Here is a 21,744-nt window from a genome sequence, read left to right as displayed (position 1 = left end):
GACATGCTATAATATAAACAAGAAGAATAAAAAAACTTCTTGCAAACCCTAATGTATTAAGGGAAAGTTAGTTTTAAAGTAAAGAAGTATGTAGGTTAAGAATCAAGAATTAAGAATCAAGAATTAAGAATTAAGAATTAAGAATTAAGAATTAAGAATTAAGAATTAAAGAATTAAAGAATTAAAGAGTTAAGAATTAAAGAGTTAAAGAATTAAAGAGTTAAAGAGTTAAAGAGTTAAGAATTAAAGTAACAAGAAAAAGTGTAAAGTTTTTAGAAAGTAAAATTTTAGATTTACCCAAAGATCAATTAAAGTGTATGTAAGTGCAATTGGAACCGAGGTAATTAGGAAGGAAAGTTTTGTGTTTAAGGAAACAGAGAATCAGTTTAAAAATGAATTAGGGTTTGCTTAGTAGCCAGTTTATAGATTTTATATATAAACTGGCTACTATTTACTTTATTATAAATCTGTCATATTCATTTCTTTACGCATTCTCCATTGACGTATAAACTCATTAGGATTTTTCTTCAATAAATCTTTAAGTTCTTGAGAAAATCCCACAATAGATGTATTACAATGTTTTGAAATATATTGTATAGTCTCATCAATACGTTGACCTTTTCTATACAAATCAATCTTATAAGTTCTTTTATCTGAAAATACAAATACTATACTATCTATTTTCATACCTAATGGAATAAAGCGGCATAATTTACTTTGTACAGTGCTTTTGTAGACCCACATTAGCTCGTTTAATGGCATAGCAAATACAATTGCCTGACTTTCAACTATTATATAGTTTGGTGTTACTGTAAAGGGAGCCTTTTTATATACATCCCATAATTTAATTTCATTATCAATTTCTTCATAGGCTTTTTCAAGGTTGCCGTTTGAATAGTTTTTAAGGCTTTTTAAAGCTTTAGTATTTCTATACATACAAGGTATAAATAACGCTATAAGTGCTATGGCAATGCAAACTGCTAAAATAAAATATGGTGCGGCTAAGTGAGATGGAGTTATATAGTGTAGATAGTTTCTATGTAATAATGAATTTACCTCTTTAGCTGAAAATCCATCTGTTATAAGGATGTTTTTAAAAAATCTTAAGTCATCATTTTTGAATTCTTTTATGTTGCCCACCAATAAGTAAGATACTTTTTTTTGTTCCATCATTTCTTTATATACCTCAGGAGGAAGAGATACTGCAAGTATTTTTCCATCAAGGTTTATAGCTGTAAACATTGCTTTTGTATGTTCTGATAATTTTTTACCATGTTTACTTTTGGTTTCTACCAGTTCAATACCTAAATCATATAGTTCTTTCGAGTCAATTTTGATATAACTATTGTTCTGTACAGCTTTCATATAATCTGATTCGGTTTTAACAATAGTTGGATTATTTGTGCTGTTATAGTATGTAACTGCTCCTTGGTATATTAAACCAATAATACCAATACCCCAAAGGAATAGTACTATAAACCTATAACGCCATCTTTTTTTATAGATTTTCATAAAGTAAGATTGTTCCATTTATATTTCTCCTTCGTTGTTGTGTTAAATTTTACATTATGTACAAAAAAGAACAAAAAGATTGAAACTACCATAGTATACAAAATATACTGTGGTAGTTCTTTTAAAATCTATTTTTGTGATGCAGCATTAGGTTTTGAGATTAATACTATTCTCTTAACTTTTTTATCACTTAGTTTTGTACTTGTTTTACCATCATTGTTCATGTGATATAATCTACCATTGTCGCCAGCATTAACATAGAAAAATCCAGGTACATTATCTTTATACATACATAAATCCCATTCAATTCCAACCATTTTTTTAAGAGATAAATCAGGTTGTAACATATATGCTCCGCTTTGTGCGAATAGCATAGTTGCTCCTACTTTACCATCAGTCATAAGATTACGTACATAGCCTGCATAATTTATGGAAAGTTGCTTTTTATTTACAATCTTGTTGTTGTTTAGTGTACTAACAAAAGCATTACCATATGCATCTACAAATACAAGTTTGTTAGGAGCAATGTTAGCAATTTCATATATACCTGTATCATGTATTTGAATCATATTACCTTTCATATCCATGATACAACCTTTACTAGTTGTATAGTCATATTCTCCATTTAAATCAAGTGATATACCATTATTAAATAGAAAATATCCGTTAGTCCACCAGCCAGAATATACAGAGTTTGCGTTAAGTGGAGTTTTTAGATTAAGTGCTTTTGCAGCTCCACCTTTTTTAGGTATTGAATAGAGTACCATGCAGTTTAATGAATATCTAGTTTCCTCAGGTTTAGTGTTTATCATCATATAAATAGATGTCTTATCGGTACGTGTAAACCATGGATTAGGAATAGCACCTGATGCAATCCATTGTACTTGTCCACTTCCGTTAGCAGCCTTTGAAGCTACCCAAGTTGTACGTCCACTTTTAAGTGCATTATAATATACTCGTCCTTCAATAACAACAAATCCAGGATGTTTTGTATCTGCCATATCTGTTATTAGTTTGGCTTCAGAAGCTTTTTTAGCATTTACAGAAGCACGGTATATAGCACCTTTATCGTTCATGTAGTATATAAAATCACCATCTACTACAAAGTGTACTACATCAGATTGAAAACGTGATGGGAGAACTGCTGAACCATCCATAGGAATACGTAATAGTGTGGTAGATCTTTCGTCATACATGTAGTATAGATAATTCCCAGCTGGTGTAAGTTGAACACCTTGAAAAGAGTTAACTAACCTTTGTTCTTTGGTACCGTCGCTCATTACACGGTATAAAGATCCATTTGATACATAGTAAACATATGCATTGTCAGATGCTGTTGCTGCTTTTGCAACAACTGCTGGAGATAAAGCAGCTTGTGCTACCATGACTCCAGTAAAGACAAACAAACATGATAGTAATGTGCAAAATGTTTGTCTTAACATAGAAGTAATTTTTTTCATAATATCATCCTTTCAAATTTTCTCATTACTGATTATCGGAAAATGTATCCATAACTTTAACATAAATTCAAAATTAGGAATAAATTATAAAATTAATCAACAATAGGATCTAAAATTCGTCAATGTGTTATAATTATATAAAAATAGTCATTTGAAAGGACGTGTTTAATATGATGTTAGTAAATAAGATGGGTGAGAGAATATAGAAAGAACTTAATAAAATTTCTATTGGTTAATCTTTGTTCTCTCAAAGAATATAAAAACAAATAATGAATTTAAGGAGAGAATATAGAGAATATGATAAAGATAGTTAAAAGTGAAAAGTCATGGATAGAAAGTAATGCTGTTGAACAGCTTAAAAAAGTTGCACAGTTAAAAGGAATAGTTAAGGCAGTAGGACTTCCTGATTTACATGTTGGAAAGACACCAGTTGGAGCTAGTTTTATAACTAAAGATATTATATATCCTCATATTATAGGAAATGATATAGGCTGCGGTATGACACTTTTTAGTACAGGATTAAAGAAGGATAAGCTTAAAGTAGATAAAATTATGAAAAAACTGCAAAAAATAAATGGTATAGAAAACATAAATATAGATGAATTAACTAAAGAAGTGGAGTTGCCATTTAAGGGGAAATTGGGAACTATAGGTGGCGGTAATCATTTTGCTGAGTTTCAACAAATAGATGGTATATATAATAAAGAGGCCTTAGATAAAATAGGAATAGATAAAAATAATATATATTTATTAGTTCACAGCGGTTCTAGAAGTTATGGAGAGTATATATTGAATAAATATATAAAAGAGTATTGCTGTCAAAACGGACTAGATGCTAATAGTAAGGGGTTTCATGATTATTTTTGTGAGCATACTAGAGCTGTTGAGTTTGCAAAGTTAAATAGGGAGTTAATTGCATACAGGATATTAACAGCGGTAAATGGTAAGGATGACAAAAAGCTGTTAGAAAGTGTTCATAATAGCATAGATAAGTATGAAATTGATAATGAAATATTCTATATTCATAGAAAGGGAGCAGCGCCTTCTGATAAAGGATATATTGTTATAGCAGGTTCTAGGGGAACTAATTCATATATAGTAGAACCAGAAGATAATCTTATTGATTATGCTTTTTCAATTTCTCATGGATCTGGAAGAAAGTGGGCCAGATTTGGATGCAGAGAAAAACTTGAAAATGTTTATTCTAAAAAATCTATTAGAAATAATTCTTTTGGTTGTAATTTAATATGTAAGGACAAAACCTTAATATATGAAGAAGCACCAGAAGCTTATAAAAATATAGAAAGAGTAATAGAGGATATGTTAGAAGAAAAAATGATTAGGCTTGTAGCTAGTTTGAAGCCTGTAGTTACTTATAAATATTAGGACTATATATAAACTTTTACTTTTATCATACGATAACAATAACATTGAAAAATTTTTATATAAAGTGGTGAGAGAGTAATGGCGATATCTGCAAATGATGTTAACAATATATTTTTGAAAAACTACATGTCACAAATGAAAAATAATGTTGATAATAATGGAAAAATAGAAAATAACGAGAAAAACTTAAATAAAGCAGTTGAGAAATTTGCTTTTGAAGTAATGCTAAATCAAATGTCAGAAAATACAGGCAACCCAATGATGCAAGAGTTTGTATCAGCTGCTTTGGATCAGGGAAATTCTGGAAATTCAGTAGATTCTCTAGGAACTTTAAGTAATTTTAATTCAATTATGAGAAGTACTAGCTATCCACAGTCATATTCAAAAGGAATATACAATAAATTTAGTGGATTAGGTTTAAAAGCTTCTAAGTATGAATCAAACTTAAATCCTGGAGCAATAAGTAATACCCCAGGAGATTATGGTGGAAAGTCTTATGGAGCATGGCAATTTTCCTCAAAAACAGGTTCGCTAAATTCTTTTGTAAATTCCCTTAAAGGAAATTATGGAGAGTTTTATTCTAAACTTTCAGAAGCGAAGAGGAAAGATGGTAATAAATTTGGTAAAAATTTTGATGCTGCATGGCTCAATATAGCTTTGACTAATAAGGAGAAATTCATGAAAGTTCAGCAAGATTATGTAAAACAATCTTATTATGATAAAGCTGCACAAAATTTAAAATCCAAATTTGGTTTTAATATAGATAAAAGAAGTGATGCTTTAAAGGAAAGTTTATGGTCTACGGTAGTTCAACACGGTGTGGGGGGAACTTCAGCTATATTTTCAAAGTTAAATTTAAATAAGGATGATCGCAGTATTATAAATGATTTATATAATGAACGTCAGAAGGTTAATATTTACTTTAGAAGTAGTTCGGAACAAGTAAAACGAAGTGTATACAATAGATTTACGAGAGAAAAGCAAGATATGCTTAATATGCTATAGGAAAAACCCCCCATGGATTAGAAAACCATGGGGGGTTTTTGGAATAGGAATTATAGGTTAACTAAACTTTAAACTCATTAACCATGCCGTTTAAAGCTTGAGCAAGGTTAGCTTGTTCTTCTGCAACTTGTGATAGATTTTCAGATGCAGCTTTTGTATCATCTACATTGTTTGCTATTTCAGAAGAGCTAGCAGCAACTTCTTCTACAACTGCAGATACTGATTCAATAGACTTTACTAACAACTCAACTGATTCAGAAACTTCGCTTATATTTTGTGAAAAACCTTTTACTAACTTAAAAACATTATCTGAATCTTCTAAAGATAATTCTGCTCTATTTATCATTTCATCATAATCCTGAGTAACATTTTTGTCTATAAAATCTAATAATCCATTGGCATTATTGGATAAATTATAAAATGAATTTTTAACTTGAGTAACAATATTTTGGATATTATTTACAGTTTCGGCAGATTCAGCAGCGAGTTTTCCTACTTCTCCGGCAACTACTGCAAATCCTTTTCCTTGTTCTCCAGCTCTAGCGGCTTCAATAGCTGCATTTAGTGCTAAAAGATTAGTTTGTTCTGCTATACCTCTAATTATATTTGCCATATTAATTATTTCATCTACTATTTTACCTTCTTCTATGGCTTTTAGTATAGTTTCTTGTTTTTCCTTATAGATATCTAATGCTTTTTTCTTAGATTCTTCTGATTCAGCCTTCATTTTTAAAGCTCTTTCCTTAATTTCTAATGCAGAAGAGTTACCATTATAAGCTTTTTCATTTAAAGTAGTGACACTGTTTTTGATTAATAATCCTGATGAAGTCATCTCTTCAGAAGCTGCATTTGTTTCCTCCATAGCAGTAGCAATTTCTTGAGTACTTGATGTAACAGTTTCTATTTGTTTATTTATTTCTGATATAGTAGCAAAAAGTTCTTCACCACTAGCACTTACATTTTGACTGTTTACAGAAATCTTCTCTACAATACTTCTTAAATGAACAGACATTTTATTAATTTCTTCAGCTATTTGACCAATCTCATCTGTAGATTTAACTTCGATTTCTGATGTTAAATCTCCAGAGGCAATTGTTCTTATTCCATCTAATAATTTAGGAACATCTTTCAATATTTTCTTAATAACAAAGAATATAACAATAATCATTAATACTAAGCCTATAGAGTAAATTAATATTAAGATTGTATTGAATTTAACAATATCTTCTTCCACTTCATTCGTTGTTATTACAGAAGCAACGGACCACCCATTTGACTTAATTGGTGAATATGAAATATATCTTTCTACATTTTCATATTTATAAATATCAATATTACTTTCACCTTTAGCCATCTTTTCACCTATATCTTTTAATTTATCATCACGTTGTGTTAAATTATCTTTTAATATTTTAGAAGTGTCGGGATGATATATAACTAAACCATTTTTGTCAACAAGAAAAGGATAACCTGTATTTCCTATTTTATATTTCTCCATAATGCTACCTATTTGATCAATGGAAAAATCTATTCCTACAGCTCCTACAGCTTTGCTGTTATTGTCATAAAGAGGATATGCTATAGTAATAACCATTTTACCTGTTATTTTATCTACATAAGGTGCAGAATAAGTCAATTTACCATTTTGCATTGTTTCTATATACCAAGGTCTTTTATTTATATCCCAATCAACAGGACAATTCCATTCAGATTCAGTAACTAAATAACTTGCTTTTTTAATAGCGATATAGGCTGAAGCAACATTTTCATTTGAAGCTTTAATCTTTTTAAGACTAGCAATTACATCTGAATAATTGGCATTACCCTTAAGATCAGTTCTTGCGTTAACCTCACTTGCAAGCTTTAGCATTTGAGTATTTGTTGCCATCTGGGTAACTAATATACCTCCAGAATTAAAAAAAGAATCTATATCCTGGGATAGAATAGTACTATTAGCTTTAAGTGCTTCATTAATATTTTCAAATGTTATGTCTTTATTAAATTTATTAACTACAAGCCCTGTAACTAAAAAAACAATAATTGTTATACTGACAAATCCAGCCAATACCTTAGTTAAAATACTTTTTGATAATTTGTTTTTTATAAACATCTTATTCATCTCCTTATTAAGTTTTAATAAATTGAAATATTTAGAAAATTCTGTATATTTCAATTGCTTTAGTTTGAAACTACCTAATTAATTATTATATAGTAAATATCGAATATAATAATATTTAATTGAGTGTTTCATATTAACAAAAAAAAGAAAATGTTATTTTTAAGATTATAAAGAGTCTTGCAAAATTTACAAGACTCTTTATAATCTACTTAATGCTTATTAAGCTAGATTAGATATTATGAAATCTTTAACTTTATTATAGGCATATTCTATTGCTGAATCTACATTGTTATTATTTTTTCCACCGCCTTGTGCAGAAAAATCACTTCCGCCACCTTTTCCATCAATCAAGGTTATAGCATCTTTTAGAAGGTTATTCATGCTGAGAATATTTAAGTCTTTTGAACGCATGAACAAAAGTTGCGCTTTATCTTCAGATTTTACTCCAAATAAAACTATAACGTTTGGAAAAGATATTAATTTTGATGCCAAATTATTAATATCCTTTAAATCTACATTTTCATATATAGACTTAAGTATCTTGATATTTTTTATGCTTTCACAGGAATTTAGCATATTTTGTACTTCATATCTAGAAACTTCTTCTTTTAATTCCCTTTTCTCAGCAACAGTTTTATTAAGTTCTTTTTTTAGTCTTTCTACTTCACATAACACATTACTATCACTGCAGGATAAAAGATTTGACATTCTTTCTATTGAATCATGTTTATAAAAGTAATCGGAAACTGCTCTTGAGCCGCAAAGAAAATGAATTCTTGTACCGTTTTTGTATTTCTCCCACTTACTAACTTTAATTAATTGAACTTCAATTGTTGAATTTGGGTGTATGCCGCAACATGCGTTTATATCAATGTCTCCAATTTTAACTATTCTAATTTTTTTAGCAGTTTTTGGTGGAGTTTTTCTAAGACGCAATTTTTTTAGCTCAGTTTTGGTTGGATATAATATTTCTACATTAATATTATCAAAGATTATTTTATTAGCCTCTTCTTCAGCTTTTCTAATTTCATCTTTTGAAAGAAGTTTATCAATATCAATAGTTGAAGAATCTTTTCCAAGATGAAAACCAATAGTATTTGCATTAAATAATTCAACAAAGCAAGCAGAAATTATATGCTGGCCAAGGTGATGCTGCATATGGTCATATCTTTTCTTACAATCTATGCTGCATTTAACTCTATGAATTTTCATAGGATTTCTTTCAGTTACATGATATATTTTTTCATTTTCTTCATATACGTGGGTTACTGGAATAGAATTTATGTAACCTGTATCACTTGGTTGACCTCCACCTTCTGGATAAAAATAGGTTTGAGCAAGTTCAATATGATATTTATTATCTTTCTCAAGTATATTTATGATCTCAGCAGTAAATTCTTTTTTATATGGATTTTCGTAATAAAGTTTTTGCAAAATTAAACAACTCCTTTTAGTGATTATGCTGTATATAACTATATTTTAACATGAAAATTTTAAAAGTCATTGATTTTACTATTATGTATAACTTTATCAAAGAAAAAGAATTAATTTTAACACTATAAGGCAAAATAAAATAAGTGAAATTAATAATATAATTTATAAGAATAAAGGAGAGGATTTAGTGAAAAACGAGGATAGTGTAAGGGTTATTCCCTTAGGAGGTCTTGGAGAAATTGGTAAGAATATAACTGCTATTGAGTATAAAGATGAAATTATTGTTATAGACTGTGGAATATCCTTTCCGGAGGAAGAGATGTATGGTGTAGATTTGGTAATTCCTGATATAACTTACTTACTAAATAATGCGGATAAGGTAAAAGGCATTTTTCTAACTCACGGACATGAAGATCATATAGGCTCATTACCTTATATTTTAAAGCAATTGAATGTACCTATTTATGGTACAAAGTTAACATTAGGGATAGTTGAAAATAAATTAAAGGAGGATAATATACTTTCAGATTGTGAACTGCATGTAGTAAAAGCTGGAGATATAATAGAAATACAAAATTTGAAGATTGAATTTATAAGAGTTACTCACAGTATAGCAGATTCTTGTGCCATTGCTATCCATACACCGGTTGGTACAATATTACATACTGGTGATTTTAAAATAGACTATACACCTATTGATGGGTTAGTCATGGATTTAGAGCGTATCTCAAATCTAGGAAAAGAGGGAGTAATGCTGCTTATGGCTGATAGTACCAATGTGGAACGTCAAGGGCATACGATTTCAGAAAAAGCTATAGGAGAAACTTTCACTAGAACTTTTTCTAATGCTGAAGGTAGAGTTATTGTGGCAACTTTTGCTTCAAACATTCATAGAATGCAGCAAATAGTAAATGCTTCTATAGAGTATGGAAGGAAGATAGCTTTCAGTGGAAGAAGCATGGAGAATATATCACAGGTAGCTATGGAATTAGGATATCTTCATATACCAGAAGGTTACATTATAGATGTAGATGAAGTACGAAAATACCCTAATGAACAGGTAACTATAATAACTACTGGAAGTCAGGGAGAACCTATGGCAGCTCTTGCAAGAATAGCTTTTTCTAACCATAGAAAAATTAGTATTGAACCAAAGGATTTATTTATTATTTCTGCATCTCCAATCCCAGGAAATGAGAAACTTATATCTAGGGTAATTAATCAATTATTTAAAAAAGGTGCAGAGGTAATTTATGATGATTTAGAAGAAGTACATGTATCAGGTCATGCCTACCAAGAAGAATTAAAGTTAATTCATACATTGGTTCATCCTAAGTATTTTATGCCAGTTCATGGAGAACATAGGCATTTGAAACACCATGCTGACTTAGCTAAGAAGTTAGGTATGAAAGGTGAAAATATATTTACTTTGGATATGGGAGAGGTTTTAGAGTTATCAGATAAAGAGGCTAAGATATCTGGAAAAGTTCGTACTGGCTCTGTATTTGTAGATGGACTTGGAGTAGGAGATGTGGGAAATATAGTACTTAGAGATAGAAGACACTTAGCCGAAGATGGTATGCTCACTGTAGTTGTTACTTTAGAGAGAGAGTCTTATAGTATTATAGCAGGCCCAGATATAATCACTAGAGGATTTATATATGCAAAAGAATCAGAAGAGTTGATTCATGGAGTAAAAGAAATTGTTAAAAAAGAGCTTAATAGCTGCCTAGAAAATAAAATTATTGAGTGGTATGTATTGAAAGCTAATATGAAAAAAGCCATAGAAAGATTTTTATATGAAAAAACAAAACGAAGACCCATTGTTCTTCCTATTATTATGGAAATTTAATTGGTTAACAGGGCTAAGAGAATTAAGGAATTAGTATATTTAACAATAAAACTTCTTAAGAATTTTGGAATTAAAGTTCTTAAGAAGTTTTTGTATTTTTGATATATAGGCTGATAAAATTACTAATCAATATTTAATTAATGTTATGAATTATTTTGAATACCTATTTGCAATTGATGAAGCTGCATATGAATTAGGTTTAGTATTGCAGTTAAATCCACAACCTTTAACCCAACCTGTTATTTCAGGTATTACAGATGATGAAGGTCCATTGTCACCAGCATCAACATGAATACTGATATCATATTTTTTATCATGCTCATTAAAATACGAAGAGAGTTTTGTAGCCATTTCTATACTTAAACTGGTTTCATAAAATAGTTTTTGCCGTATGTTTGTAATCTTATTTACTTTTTTTACATCGTAAAAAAATATTCCACCTTTTCCTATTCTACAAATTGCTACTACAATTACAACCTTAGTTATGTCATAATTTTGAGAATCTGTACCTACAGTTATTTTATATTCTTCCTTATTCTCTTTTGAAATATAGTTTTTAATTAATTTACACATTGCTCCAAAGGATACTTCGCCATATGTGATACTTTTCATAACATTTTACCTCCCATTTTAATTTTGTGAGATGGTTAAATAAAGTATGCATTTTAATTAATTCATTATACTTATATTATATCCTATTATTGTTATGAAAATTTTAAGAAAAGTGATATTTTTTTCGATGCTTGCATAATTTGATTATCTTATTTGTTAAGTTTTTTCGAATGGTATTGGGAAATTTATTCTGATAGGAAACATTACTCCTCAACAATGTGAAAACAGGGCCCAAAAATCTATATAAAAAATTCGATTTTTGTGTCTGTTATATTCACATAAGTTCAGGATTTATTATAAAAAATACTAAAGTTTTTTTCTTTCGGCACGTGAAATCATACCTTGAGTAATATCTAAATATTTTTGAGATACTTCAGGACATACTGTCAATATATTATCTATCACATAGTCAATATTATCATCGTCTATTTTTTTTGAGTTAATATCTGAATCACAAACCATATCTTCACTATTTAAAGAATTATATATGGTACTCACAATTGGTGATTGCATAACTTCAGTACTTTCTGTACATACTTCTGAAAAATATAATGTTCCATCGATTACTACAAGTTGACCATAGGCATATTCCTTTTGACATGTGCTTGAATTACAATCGTAATGTGTGTGTTCAACATGTTTTAAATCAAGTCTATAATTATCTTCTTTTCTTGTTAAAACACATCTTACTTCTAAGTCTAATAATTTTTTCTTTGTATGCTCAGAAAAATTTTCTCCAAATTCCGAAATAAATCGTTTTATGGATATTGTTTTTTTGATTTTATAATTTCTTTTCATTATAAGTATTCTCCTTTTTCTGAGTTAAAACATTTTACTGTTTTAAGCTTCATTAATTATCCGCGTAAGGCAAAAATGCTTAGCTTATATACTTTGATTTTACATCAATAGTATTTTCTATCAATTATATTAGTATATCATAACAATTAAAAAATAGCAAAAATTGTGCCAATTTCAGTGAATTAATTATAGATAAAAATTTAAGTCTTATAGTTTTTATTTTTAGAAATAAAATATACTTAATAAGTATTTAGGAACGTTCAAAAAATTGTATGAAATTTAATAATGTGCTAATATATAGTAAATTATCAATAAATATAAAAAGAGGGGAGTTACCATGAATAAAAAATTAAAAGCTACATTAATTTTAACTCTAGCTGCAGTAATGACTTCTCAAACTTTAGTGTTTGGAAGTTTTAATAAAGTTAAAGCTTTGGATTTAAGTTCACAAGTTATCTATGCAGCGACAGAAAAAAATGCTTTAGGAGGATTTGAACTAGTATCAAAAAAATGGATTAAGGATTTAAAATGTAATGCTTATATATATAAGCATACTAAAAGTGGAGCACGTCTTATATTTTTAGATAATAATAATGAAGATAAGATGTTCTCTGTAACTTTCCGTACTCCAACCAAGGATAATACAGGCGTAAATCATATTATAGAACATTCAGTACTGCAAGGCTCTAAAAATTATCCTGTTAAAGACCCATTTATAGAAATGAGTAAACAGTCCTTAAATACTTTCTTAAATGCCATGACAGCAAGCGATAGTACTATGTACCCAGTATCAAGTAAGAATAATAAAGATTTTGAGAATCTAATGAGTATATATTTAGATGCTGTTTTTTATCCTAATATGGTTAAGGATAAAAGAATCTTTCAAGAAGAAGGATGGAGATATGAACTAAATTCTCAAGATGGAGAGTTAAAGTATAATGGTATAGTTTACAATGAAATGAAGGGAAACTATTCATCACCTGAAAGAATACTAAATAAAGCTATTGCGCAGTCTCTTTTCCCGGATACTTCATATAAATATGAATCTGGTGGATATCCTGATGATATTCCAAATTTAACTTATGAAGATTTTGTTAAAACGTATAAGAAACACTATACTCCTTCAAACAGTTATTTTTATCTATCAGGTAATCTAGATATTAATAAAACACTAAAATTTATAGGAGAAAAATATTTAAATAACTTTGATAAAAAAGAAGTTAATACTAAAATACAGCTCCAAAAGCCATTTAATGAAAGAAAAACAAAAGTTGTTGAATATTCAGTACCTAAGGGAACACCAATTGAAAACAAAACTTATTTAAGTTCAAACTATGTAATTGATACAGTTACAAATAAAGATACAGTACTGGGATTTTTAGTACTTCAAACCTTACTTACAGGAATGCCATCTTCACCTATTTCTAAAGCATTGAAGGAAAATGGATTTGGTGAAAATGTAAGAGCCCAATTTGACATACAGTATTTGCAGCCAACCTTTAATATAACTGCAGAAAATGTAAATGAAAATCAAAAAGAGAAGTTTCAAAAGGTAATTGATGAAACTCTTCAGAACATAGTTAAAAATGGCTTTGATAAAGATTTACTAAATTCTGTACTTAATATCTATGAGCTTTCTAATCGTACTGTAAAAGGCAATTTTGCGCTTATGTACAATAATCTAATAATGAGAAGCTGGTTATACGATGGAAATCCAACTTTATATTTAAATATCAATTCAGATGTAGCAAATATTAAAGATAAGATACAAAAAGGATATTTAAAAACATTAATACAGAAGTATTTAATAGATAATAAACACTCTTCACTGGTAGTTTTAAAACCTGTACCTGGACTTGAAAAAAAGAAAGAAGCAGAGTTAAAAGCAAAATTAGCAAAGATTAAAGCTTCTCTTTCAAAGGAAGATATAAATAAACTTGTGAAGGAAACTAAAGAGCTTAAAGCTTGGCAAGAAACTCCAAATTCAAAGGAAGCTCTAAATACATTACCAAGTCTTACTCGTGAAGATATAAATATTAAGGCTAAAGAATATAAGACAATAGAAAAAAATGAAAATGGAGTTAAGGTGCTTTATCACCCTATTTTTACTAATGGAGTAGATTCTATAAGACTATATTTTGATACAACTAAAGTACCTCAAGAAAAGTTAGGTTATATGTATTTACTAGAAGAAATTTTAGAAAATATAGATACAAAAAATTATACTAAAGAAGATTTGACAGAAGAAATATTAACTAATTCAGGTGGAATTTCTTTTAGTAATACTTCTTTCACAAAGCATGGCGATAATAATACATATTATCCTAAAATGACAGTGAGTATAGTATCATTAAGTGAAAAATTACCTAAGAATTTTCAGCTTTTACAGGAAATTATGTACAACAGTAAATTAAATGATAAGACAAGATTGAAAGAAATAATAAATAATATGAAAATGGGAAAAGAAATGCAGTTAATGTCAAGCGGTAATGCTATGGCAATACAAAAAGTATTATCTTATATGTCTGAATCTGGTAAATATAATGATTATAAAAACGAAGATTTTTATAAATTCTTATGTGATTTAGATAAAAACTTTGACAATAAAAGTGATGAAATAGTAAAAAAATTACAAGAAGTTAGAAACCTTATATTTAATAAACAGGATATGATAGCAAGTTATACTGGAGAAGATGAAAATTACAAAAAATTTGGTGATAGCTTTAAGGATTTCACAAATAATTTAAGAAATGAAAAGCTTACAAGTTGTAAATATACTTTTGATAGTTCCGAAATAAACGAAGGAATAATGACACCTTCAAAGGTTCAATATGTAGTTAAAGGTGGAGACTTGAAAAAAGCAGGATATGAATCAAATGGAAAGCTTGCAGTACTCTCTAATATATTACAAAGCGGTTATTTATGGAATAATATAAGGATAAAAGGTGGAGCTTATGGTGCTAATATGACAATAGATAACTCTGTTGTATTGTTTTCATCTTATAGAGATCCAAATTTAAAAGAAACTATAGATACTATTGATGGAATTCCAGAATATCTTAAAAACTTTGATGCAGATGAAAAAGAGATGACTAACTATGTAATAGGAACTATTGGAAAATTGGATAGTGCTACCAATATGTTGAGCAGTATTATGGGTCCTGCTGCAGATGGTATTATAGCAGATAGTTTGTATATAAGTCATACTAAACAATCAGATATACAAAAACAAAGAGAAGAGATTATATCAACTAAGGCAGAAGACATAAGAAATTTTGCACCTGTTATAGATGCTTTATTAAAGCAAGATTACTTATGTGTTGTAGGTGGAGAAACAAAAATAAAAGAAAACAAGAAAAACTTTGTTGCTATAAAGAATCTTTTAAATTCTAAAGAAGAAAAAACATTTTTTACAGATTTGGAGAAAAAGGAAAATGTGCCTGTAGATAAAAAATGGGATGTTAAATTTTCTCAAGAACTTGATGAGTTAACAGTAAATACATCGAATGTTTATGTTCTAGATGAACAAAATCATCAAGTGAAAGTAAAGGTAAGCTATGATAAAAAGGATAAAGCTATTAAAATAGAATCAGAGAAGTTATATGAAAAAGGTAAAAAATATACTTTATTCATTAAAGGTATTCAATCAGTAGATAAGAGTAAAAAAGTAGATAAGTTACTATCTCCTATTGAGATGGAGTTTGTAATACAGAAATAAAATATATATTGCACAATAAGGAAACTATCAGGATGTATTAATACATTTTGATAGTTTTTTATTTTAGTAAAAAATAATAGAACTAAGATATTTAATTAAATTTTTAATAACAATTATACATTTAATGAATATGATAATATTGTAAGTTAAATCAAGGAGATGACAATAATGGCTTACAGTCCCAGAGAGTTATTAGCTAGGATTATAAAATGTGAGGCTGGTGGTGAAGGGGAAAATGGTATGAAAGCTGTTGCCTCAGTAGTTATGAACAGAGTTAATGTACCATATGGTGAATATCAAAGACTGGGTCAGGGAGATTTGAGAAAAGTTATATTTCAGAAAGGACAATTTGACTGTGCAACTTCTGTATTAAAAGGTATAGCTAATCCGCAAACTATATGGGCTAGTCCACCTGAACAAATACATTATGATATTGCAGACTGGGCCTTAGCTGGTAATAGACTTTATACAACTGGTGATTCTTTATGGTATTTTAATCCTTTCATAGCAACTTGTCCATATACTTTCCCATATAATGGTACAGGAAGGTATCAAATTAGAGTCGGTGAGCATTGTTTCTATAATCCTACAGCGCTTTATGCTAAAACATAATTCATATAAATCTATATATTAAGCTAATTTTAAAGGAGGTTAATTTTTTGTTTATGAGAACTCCAGAAATGTATAATCAAATTCCAATGTGCTCTAGATTTCCTATGTTTCATCAAATACCAATGATGCCTATGATAGATTCTGAAATACCAGTTGATGAACCACGACAGGTACCCCCTAAAACCCAACCAACTCCACCAGGCACTACAGGTGGTCCAGATTTTCAAATTCAACCAGGTCCACCAGTGCAAGAAATACAATATACTCAAGGTTGGTTAAGAACACAAATAGGAAAATATATGAAATTTGAATTTTTGATTGGAACTAACTTCTTAATCGACCGTGAAGGAATTTTGGTAGAAGTTGGAGTTAGTTATATTGTTATTAAAGAGGCTGGAACAAATGATACATTAATGTGTGATCTATATTCAATTAAGTTTGCAAGAGTTTATGATAACCAACAGAAGGGTCATTGTGTAAAATAAAATACTTAAATAAAGTTCAACTATCAGAATGTATAATTACATTCTGATAGTTTTATTTTTGTAAAATCATAAATTTATATCATATACAAAAACAAAGTTGACTTACTATTAAATTTGTTTTAATATGATTACTGTATAAGTGTCCTTTGTTTAGAAATAGTAATTTTTTTTTATATATTTAATGCAAACGTTTCACTAAGTTTAAGAAAGGAAAGATCTTAATATGAAAAAAATATGGTGGAAAGAAGCTGTTGCCTATCAAATATATCCCAAAAGTTTTATGGATTCAAATGGTGACGGAATAGGTGATATTCAAGGTATAATTTCTAAATTAGATTATTTAAAAGAATTAGGAATTGATGTAATTTGGATTTGTCCAGTTTATAAATCACCAAATGATGATAACGGTTATGATATTAGTGATTATCAAGATATTATGGATGAGTTTGGTACAATGCATGACTTTGATCAGTTGCTGCAAGAAGTTCATAAGCGTGATATGAAGCTTATTATTGATTTAGTTATTAATCATACAAGTGACGAACATCCATGGTTCCTTGAATCTCGTTCTTCAAAAGATAATTCAAAACGTGATTGGTATATATGGCGTGATGGAAAAAATGGAGAAGAACCAAACAACTGGGAAAGTATCTTTGGAGATTCTGCTTGGGAGTATGATGGAAATACTAATCAATATTTCTTGCATTTGTTTTCACGAAAACAACCAGATTTAAACTGGGAGAATGGTGAGATGCGTGAAGCAGTTTATGGTATGATTAATTGGTGGTTAGATAAGGGTATTGACGGTTTCCGTGTTGATGCCATAAGTCATATTAAAAAAGAAGAAGGATTAAAAGATATGCCTAACCCAGAAGGGTTAAAGCATGTTCCTTCCTTTGATAAACATATGAATGTAAAAGGAATTCATAAGTATCTTGAAGAACTAAAGGAGAATACTTTTGCTAAGTATGATATCATGACAGTTGGTGAGGCAAATGGTGTTACGGTGGAAGATGCACACCTTTGGGTTGGTGAAGAAAAAGGGAAATTTAATATGGTATTTCAATTTGACCATTTAGACTTATGGAAAGATGAAATGAATATTAAATTAGATGTTATAGATTTAAAAAAGACATTATCAAAATGGCAAAAAGGATTGGAAAATAGAGGATGGAATGCGTTGTTTATTGAAAATCATGATATACCTCGTATAGTTTCTATTTGGGGAAATGATAAAGAATACTGGCGTGAGAGTGCAACAGCATTAGCGGTTATGTATTTTATGCTGCAAGGAACACCATTTATATATCAAGGGCAAGAGATAGGTATGACTAATGTTAAGTTTAAAACAATTGAGGAATACGATGATGTAAGAACTAAAAACATGTATGCAATCAAAAGGGAACAAGGTGTATCACATGAAGATATAATGAAGATTATATGGAAGTTATCAAGAGATAATTCTCGTACTCCTATGCAGTGGGATGAATCACCAAAGGCAGGGTTTACAACTGGAATACCATGGCTTGGAGTTAATCCAAACTACAAAGAAGTTAATGTAGTAAAACAAGAAAAAGATCCAAATTCTGTGCTTAACTTCTATAAGAAAATGATTTCTATTAAGAAAGATAACCATGTGTTTACATATGGTAAATATGATTTGATTTTAGAAGACAATAAACAAATTTATGCATATACACGTACATTAGATAATGAAAAAGTTGTTGTGATTTGCAATTTATCGGATTCAGAGGCTGTATATAATTATACACCTATAAATTTAAATTATGATGGATTGCTGTTATGTAATTATGATGTTAAAACACATGTCGACAGTACAAAGCTTGTGTTAAAACCATATGAAGCAAGAGTTTATCGAGTTATATAATTAAGAACTATCAGGATGTATTAACACATTTTGATAGTTTTTATTTTCAAAAATTATAATTAAAAATATAATTCCACCCCATGAAATTTAAGATTATGTACGTACATTACATCGGTATATAATTACAAAAGAAAAGTTTTATTCAAGAGGTGGATTATGCTTAATAAAGGACATATTTTAGATGAAAAATACGAAGTAATTAAAGTTTTAGGAAAGAGTGACATGGGAGCGGTTTATTTATGTAAAAATATAAGACTTGAAAGCCTTTGGACTATAAAAGAAGTAAAAGAAGAATTTAAAAAAAATATAGGATTTCTATTGGAAAGTAATATATTAAAAAAATTAAGACATCGTGGTATTTCAAAAACAGTTGATATATTTTTTGACAATGACAATCTTTATATGGTTAGGGAGTATATAGATGGACAAACATTGAATGAGTATTTGAAAAAAAATAAGTTTATAGAAACAAAAGATATATATCATATTGCATCAAGTATATGTGACATTATAGCCTATTTGCACAGCGCAAATCCTCCTATCGTATACAGGAATTTAAAGCCATCTAATATATTGATAACTCCAAATGGAAAAGTTAGTTTAATTGATTTTGGTATTTCAAAAATAGATAAGATCGATGAGAATCAGCAGTATGATACAGGACAATCTAATAGACAAACGGATATATACAATATTGGAGAACTTATGTATTTTATGGCTACAGGAAAGGTTCCATCAATATCGTTAGAACCTCTTATAGATGATAATTATGATAATGATGTAGACAGTAATTTTAAAAAAATAATACAGAAATGTTTTCAAATTGATATTAAAGAGAGATATGCTTCAGTTGAAGAGCTAAATAATGAAATTATAGTAGAAATGTTAAAAAAGAATAAGGATGAAAATACATCAATTTCAATAAGTTCAAATATTAATCAAGAGGTATCTAAAGAAAATACAGTACTACAAGATGTGAAAAAATTACAAAGAAGTTTAATAGGTGTATTAGCACTTATAGTTATAATTTTTATCATTACTTGATTTTTAGCAAATTAATTAATAGCTTTTATCCAGTTTTCTTCTATTGTTTTATTATCACATGAAATTTATAAAATTATTACATAGTATGAATATATATATATTATACAATAAAAAACTATGAAAATGTATTAATACATTTTCATAGTTTTTTATTATCTAGAATTTATAAATTCTATACTTTATATAATTTTCACAGATGTACCTATTGGAACCAGATTGTAGAGTTCAATAATATTAGAATTGTTCAAGCGAATACATCCATTTGATATAGCCTTACCTATCGAAGAGGGATTACTGGTTCCGTGAATACCATAGCCTGATATGGATAGTCCCAACCATCTTGCTCCAAAAGGTCCACCAGGCTTGAATGCTTTATTAATAATTCTGAAGTTACCCTTTGGTGTAGGTGTAGATGGTTTACCAACTGCCGCTAGATAGGTTTTATATACTTTCCCATTTTTATACAAAGCAAGTGTGCGAGCAGCAGTATTGATTAAAATACTATATTTAGTTGTAGAAGAGCGAAAAAAATATGGATTAATATAGGTATAGAAACACATAGTAACCTCCTATATGGTTTACAGTTAAAAGGTACTAGGAAGGAAAGGATGATTTACTACTGTAAATCTAAATAAGTTAATTTTTATTCTTCTAGAGTGAAGCAGTGTTTATTAATTTATATAAATCGTTGTACCTTTTGGAATATTGGAATATATATATTTAGCATTGGGAATAGAAAGTCTTATGCAGCCGTGAGATAGTTTAGCTCCTAAAGTTCCATTAGCAATTGAGCCATTTCTATATAACAAAACTGTGTGAAACAGATAGTTTCCACTTATTTGAGTATAATATTTACACATAAGTTTAGGATTATCTCTAACTATAAAGCTTCCTCCTTTACTTCCTACATGAAAAGTTCCTTTTATTGTTGGAGTAGAAGGTTTGCCTACAGTACATAGCATATTTTTTATAAGTTTCCAATTACCATTAAAACCTTCAAATATATAAACTCTAGGACTTTTAGTATTTACCCATATATAGTATTGAGTTGGGCTATTTGCTTTTCGGCTGTTTATAAACTTTTCAGCATAATTTGATGAATTTATAGTAGGTTTATGAATGTTCTCTTTAGGGTTATACATAGTTTCCTTTGTAGGAGTTAAATTAAGTTTTGTAAGAGTTTTTTTACCTACAATACCGTCACTTGATATTTTATTTCTATTTTGAAAATCATAGACAGCATTTTGAGTTCTCTCACCGAATATGCCATCTATAGAGAGGTTATATCCAAATTTATTTAGATTTTTTTGAAGAGTTTTTACGGATTCCTCTTTGGTTCCTATTTTTAAAATATTAGATTCTTTATTTTTAACTTTAGCGTGTTGTTTTTCTAATGTTTTTGTCTTCAAGTTCTCAGTGGTCTTTTCTTTTATATTTAAATCATTTTTGTTAATTGTTTTTTTGTCATTATCTTTTTTTATTATGTTTTCATGATTTGTATCCTTAATTATCTTCTCTTGTGGAGTTGAAGTGGTTGTACATGCTGTAAAGGAAAATACTATTATCAAACATAAGGTCACAGCTAATTTTTTAATTTTCATAATACCCCCCTAATCCATCCACAAGGCAATATGCAAAATAGTTCAATGGAGTTTTAATTTAATAATTTATTATCAATATATGAAAGGGGATAAAATGTGTGATTTTTTAAATAGTAAGTTTAGGATTATGTTCTTTACTGTTGTTAGGAGGAATAAAATATGAAATTATACTTAAAGCTGTTGAATTAATAGAAGAGATAAAGAATGAAGAACAGAGA

16 protein-coding genes are annotated in these 21,744 nt (G+C 28.8%); 8 read left to right on the top strand and 8 right to left on the bottom strand.

Going from position 1 to position 21,744, the window contains the following annotated elements; genetic code table 11:
- Positions 1–459: 459 nt before the first annotated feature.
- The gene (locus tag OXH55_RS01625) at positions 460–1,530 is read right to left on the bottom strand and encodes a DUF6709 family protein (protein WP_268047661.1); all 1,071 of its coding nucleotides are present in this window, start codon (positions 1,528–1,530) and stop codon (positions 460–462) included.
- A 110-nt stretch (positions 1,531–1,640) separates the two neighbouring features.
- Positions 1,641–2,972 (bottom strand): DUF5050 domain-containing protein, encoded by a 1,332-nt coding sequence (locus tag OXH55_RS01620; RefSeq protein ID WP_268047660.1) that lies wholly within the window; start codon positions 2,970–2,972, stop codon positions 1,641–1,643.
- 297 nt (positions 2,973–3,269) lie between these two features.
- Between OXH55_RS01620 and OXH55_RS01615 the strand changes: the two genes are divergently transcribed.
- Together OXH55_RS01615 and OXH55_RS01610 are read left to right on the top strand one after the other, a co-directional pair.
- Complete coding sequence (locus tag OXH55_RS01615) at positions 3,270–4,358, top strand: RNA ligase RtcB family protein (protein ID WP_268047659.1); 1,089 nt, start codon at positions 3,270–3,272, stop codon at positions 4,356–4,358.
- 78 nt (positions 4,359–4,436) lie between these two features.
- Positions 4,437–5,363, top strand: coding sequence for a VgrG-related protein (locus OXH55_RS01610; RefSeq protein WP_268047658.1), 927 nt, complete (start codon positions 4,437–4,439; stop codon positions 5,361–5,363).
- Between the two features lie 61 nt (positions 5,364–5,424).
- Here OXH55_RS01610 and OXH55_RS01605 read toward each other — a convergent pair whose 3' ends face one another.
- A complete protein-coding gene (locus tag OXH55_RS01605) occupies positions 5,425–7,473 on the bottom strand; it encodes a methyl-accepting chemotaxis protein (RefSeq protein ID WP_268047657.1) in 2,049 nt (682 codons plus the stop codon).
- Between the two features lie 228 nt (positions 7,474–7,701).
- On the bottom strand, positions 7,702–8,916 hold the full coding sequence (locus OXH55_RS01600; protein WP_268047656.1) for an alanyl-tRNA editing protein: 1,215 nt from the start codon (positions 8,914–8,916) through the stop codon (positions 7,702–7,704).
- A gap of 187 nt (positions 8,917–9,103) precedes the next feature.
- On the opposite strand from OXH55_RS01600, the gene OXH55_RS01595 reads away from it, so the two are divergent.
- The gene (locus tag OXH55_RS01595) at positions 9,104–10,768 is read left to right on the top strand and encodes a ribonuclease J (protein WP_268047655.1); all 1,665 of its coding nucleotides are present in this window, start codon (positions 9,104–9,106) and stop codon (positions 10,766–10,768) included.
- 150 nt (positions 10,769–10,918) lie between these two features.
- Here the strand turns inward: OXH55_RS01595 and OXH55_RS01590 are convergent, their stop codons facing one another.
- Both OXH55_RS01590 and OXH55_RS01585 read right to left on the bottom strand, forming a co-directional pair.
- Positions 10,919–11,380 carry a ribonuclease H-like YkuK family protein gene (locus tag OXH55_RS01590; protein WP_268047654.1) on the bottom strand — a complete coding sequence of 154 codons (462 nt, stop codon included), beginning with the start codon at positions 11,378–11,380 and terminating at the stop codon, positions 10,919–10,921.
- A 306-nt stretch (positions 11,381–11,686) separates the two neighbouring features.
- Entirely contained in the window at positions 11,687–12,178 is a 492-nt protein-coding gene (locus OXH55_RS01585; protein WP_268047653.1) for a hypothetical protein, read from the bottom strand.
- Between the two features lie 337 nt (positions 12,179–12,515).
- Here OXH55_RS01585 and OXH55_RS01580 point away from each other — a divergent pair, with 337 nt between their 5' ends.
- The 5 genes from OXH55_RS01580 (at position 12,516) to OXH55_RS01560 (ending at position 19,925) form a co-directional block, all read left to right on the top strand.
- Complete coding sequence (locus OXH55_RS01580; protein WP_268047652.1) at positions 12,516–15,896, top strand: insulinase family protein; 3,381 nt, start codon at positions 12,516–12,518, stop codon at positions 15,894–15,896.
- Positions 15,897–16,064: 168 nt separating this feature from the next.
- Complete coding sequence (locus OXH55_RS01575; protein ID WP_268047651.1) at positions 16,065–16,508, top strand: cell wall hydrolase; 444 nt, start codon at positions 16,065–16,067, stop codon at positions 16,506–16,508.
- A gap of 47 nt (positions 16,509–16,555) precedes the next feature.
- On the top strand, positions 16,556–16,993 hold the full coding sequence (locus tag OXH55_RS01570; RefSeq protein ID WP_268047650.1) for a hypothetical protein: 438 nt from the start codon (positions 16,556–16,558) through the stop codon (positions 16,991–16,993).
- Between the two features lie 223 nt (positions 16,994–17,216).
- Entirely contained in the window at positions 17,217–18,881 is a 1,665-nt protein-coding gene (locus tag OXH55_RS01565; RefSeq protein ID WP_268047649.1) for a glycoside hydrolase family 13 protein, read from the top strand.
- A 156-nt stretch (positions 18,882–19,037) separates the two neighbouring features.
- Positions 19,038–19,925 (top strand): serine/threonine-protein kinase, encoded by an 888-nt coding sequence (locus tag OXH55_RS01560; protein WP_268047648.1) that lies wholly within the window; start codon positions 19,038–19,040, stop codon positions 19,923–19,925.
- 179 nt (positions 19,926–20,104) lie between these two features.
- Here OXH55_RS01560 and OXH55_RS01555 read toward each other — a convergent pair whose 3' ends face one another.
- Together OXH55_RS01555 and OXH55_RS01550 are read right to left on the bottom strand one after the other, a co-directional pair.
- On the bottom strand, positions 20,105–20,485 hold the full coding sequence (locus OXH55_RS01555) for a L,D-transpeptidase (RefSeq protein ID WP_268047647.1): 381 nt from the start codon (positions 20,483–20,485) through the stop codon (positions 20,105–20,107).
- A gap of 111 nt (positions 20,486–20,596) precedes the next feature.
- Positions 20,597–21,526, bottom strand: coding sequence for a L,D-transpeptidase family protein (locus OXH55_RS01550; protein ID WP_268047646.1), 930 nt, complete (start codon positions 21,524–21,526; stop codon positions 20,597–20,599).
- Between the last annotated feature and the right edge of the window lie 218 nt (positions 21,527–21,744).

The organism is Clostridium ganghwense (genome assembly GCF_026735165.1).
Taxonomy (GTDB): Bacteria; Bacillota; Clostridia; order Clostridiales; family Clostridiaceae; genus Clostridium_H; species Clostridium_H ganghwense.
The sequence above is the reverse complement of the archived record's forward strand: the minus strand, read 5'-3'. Positions and strand labels throughout refer to the sequence as shown.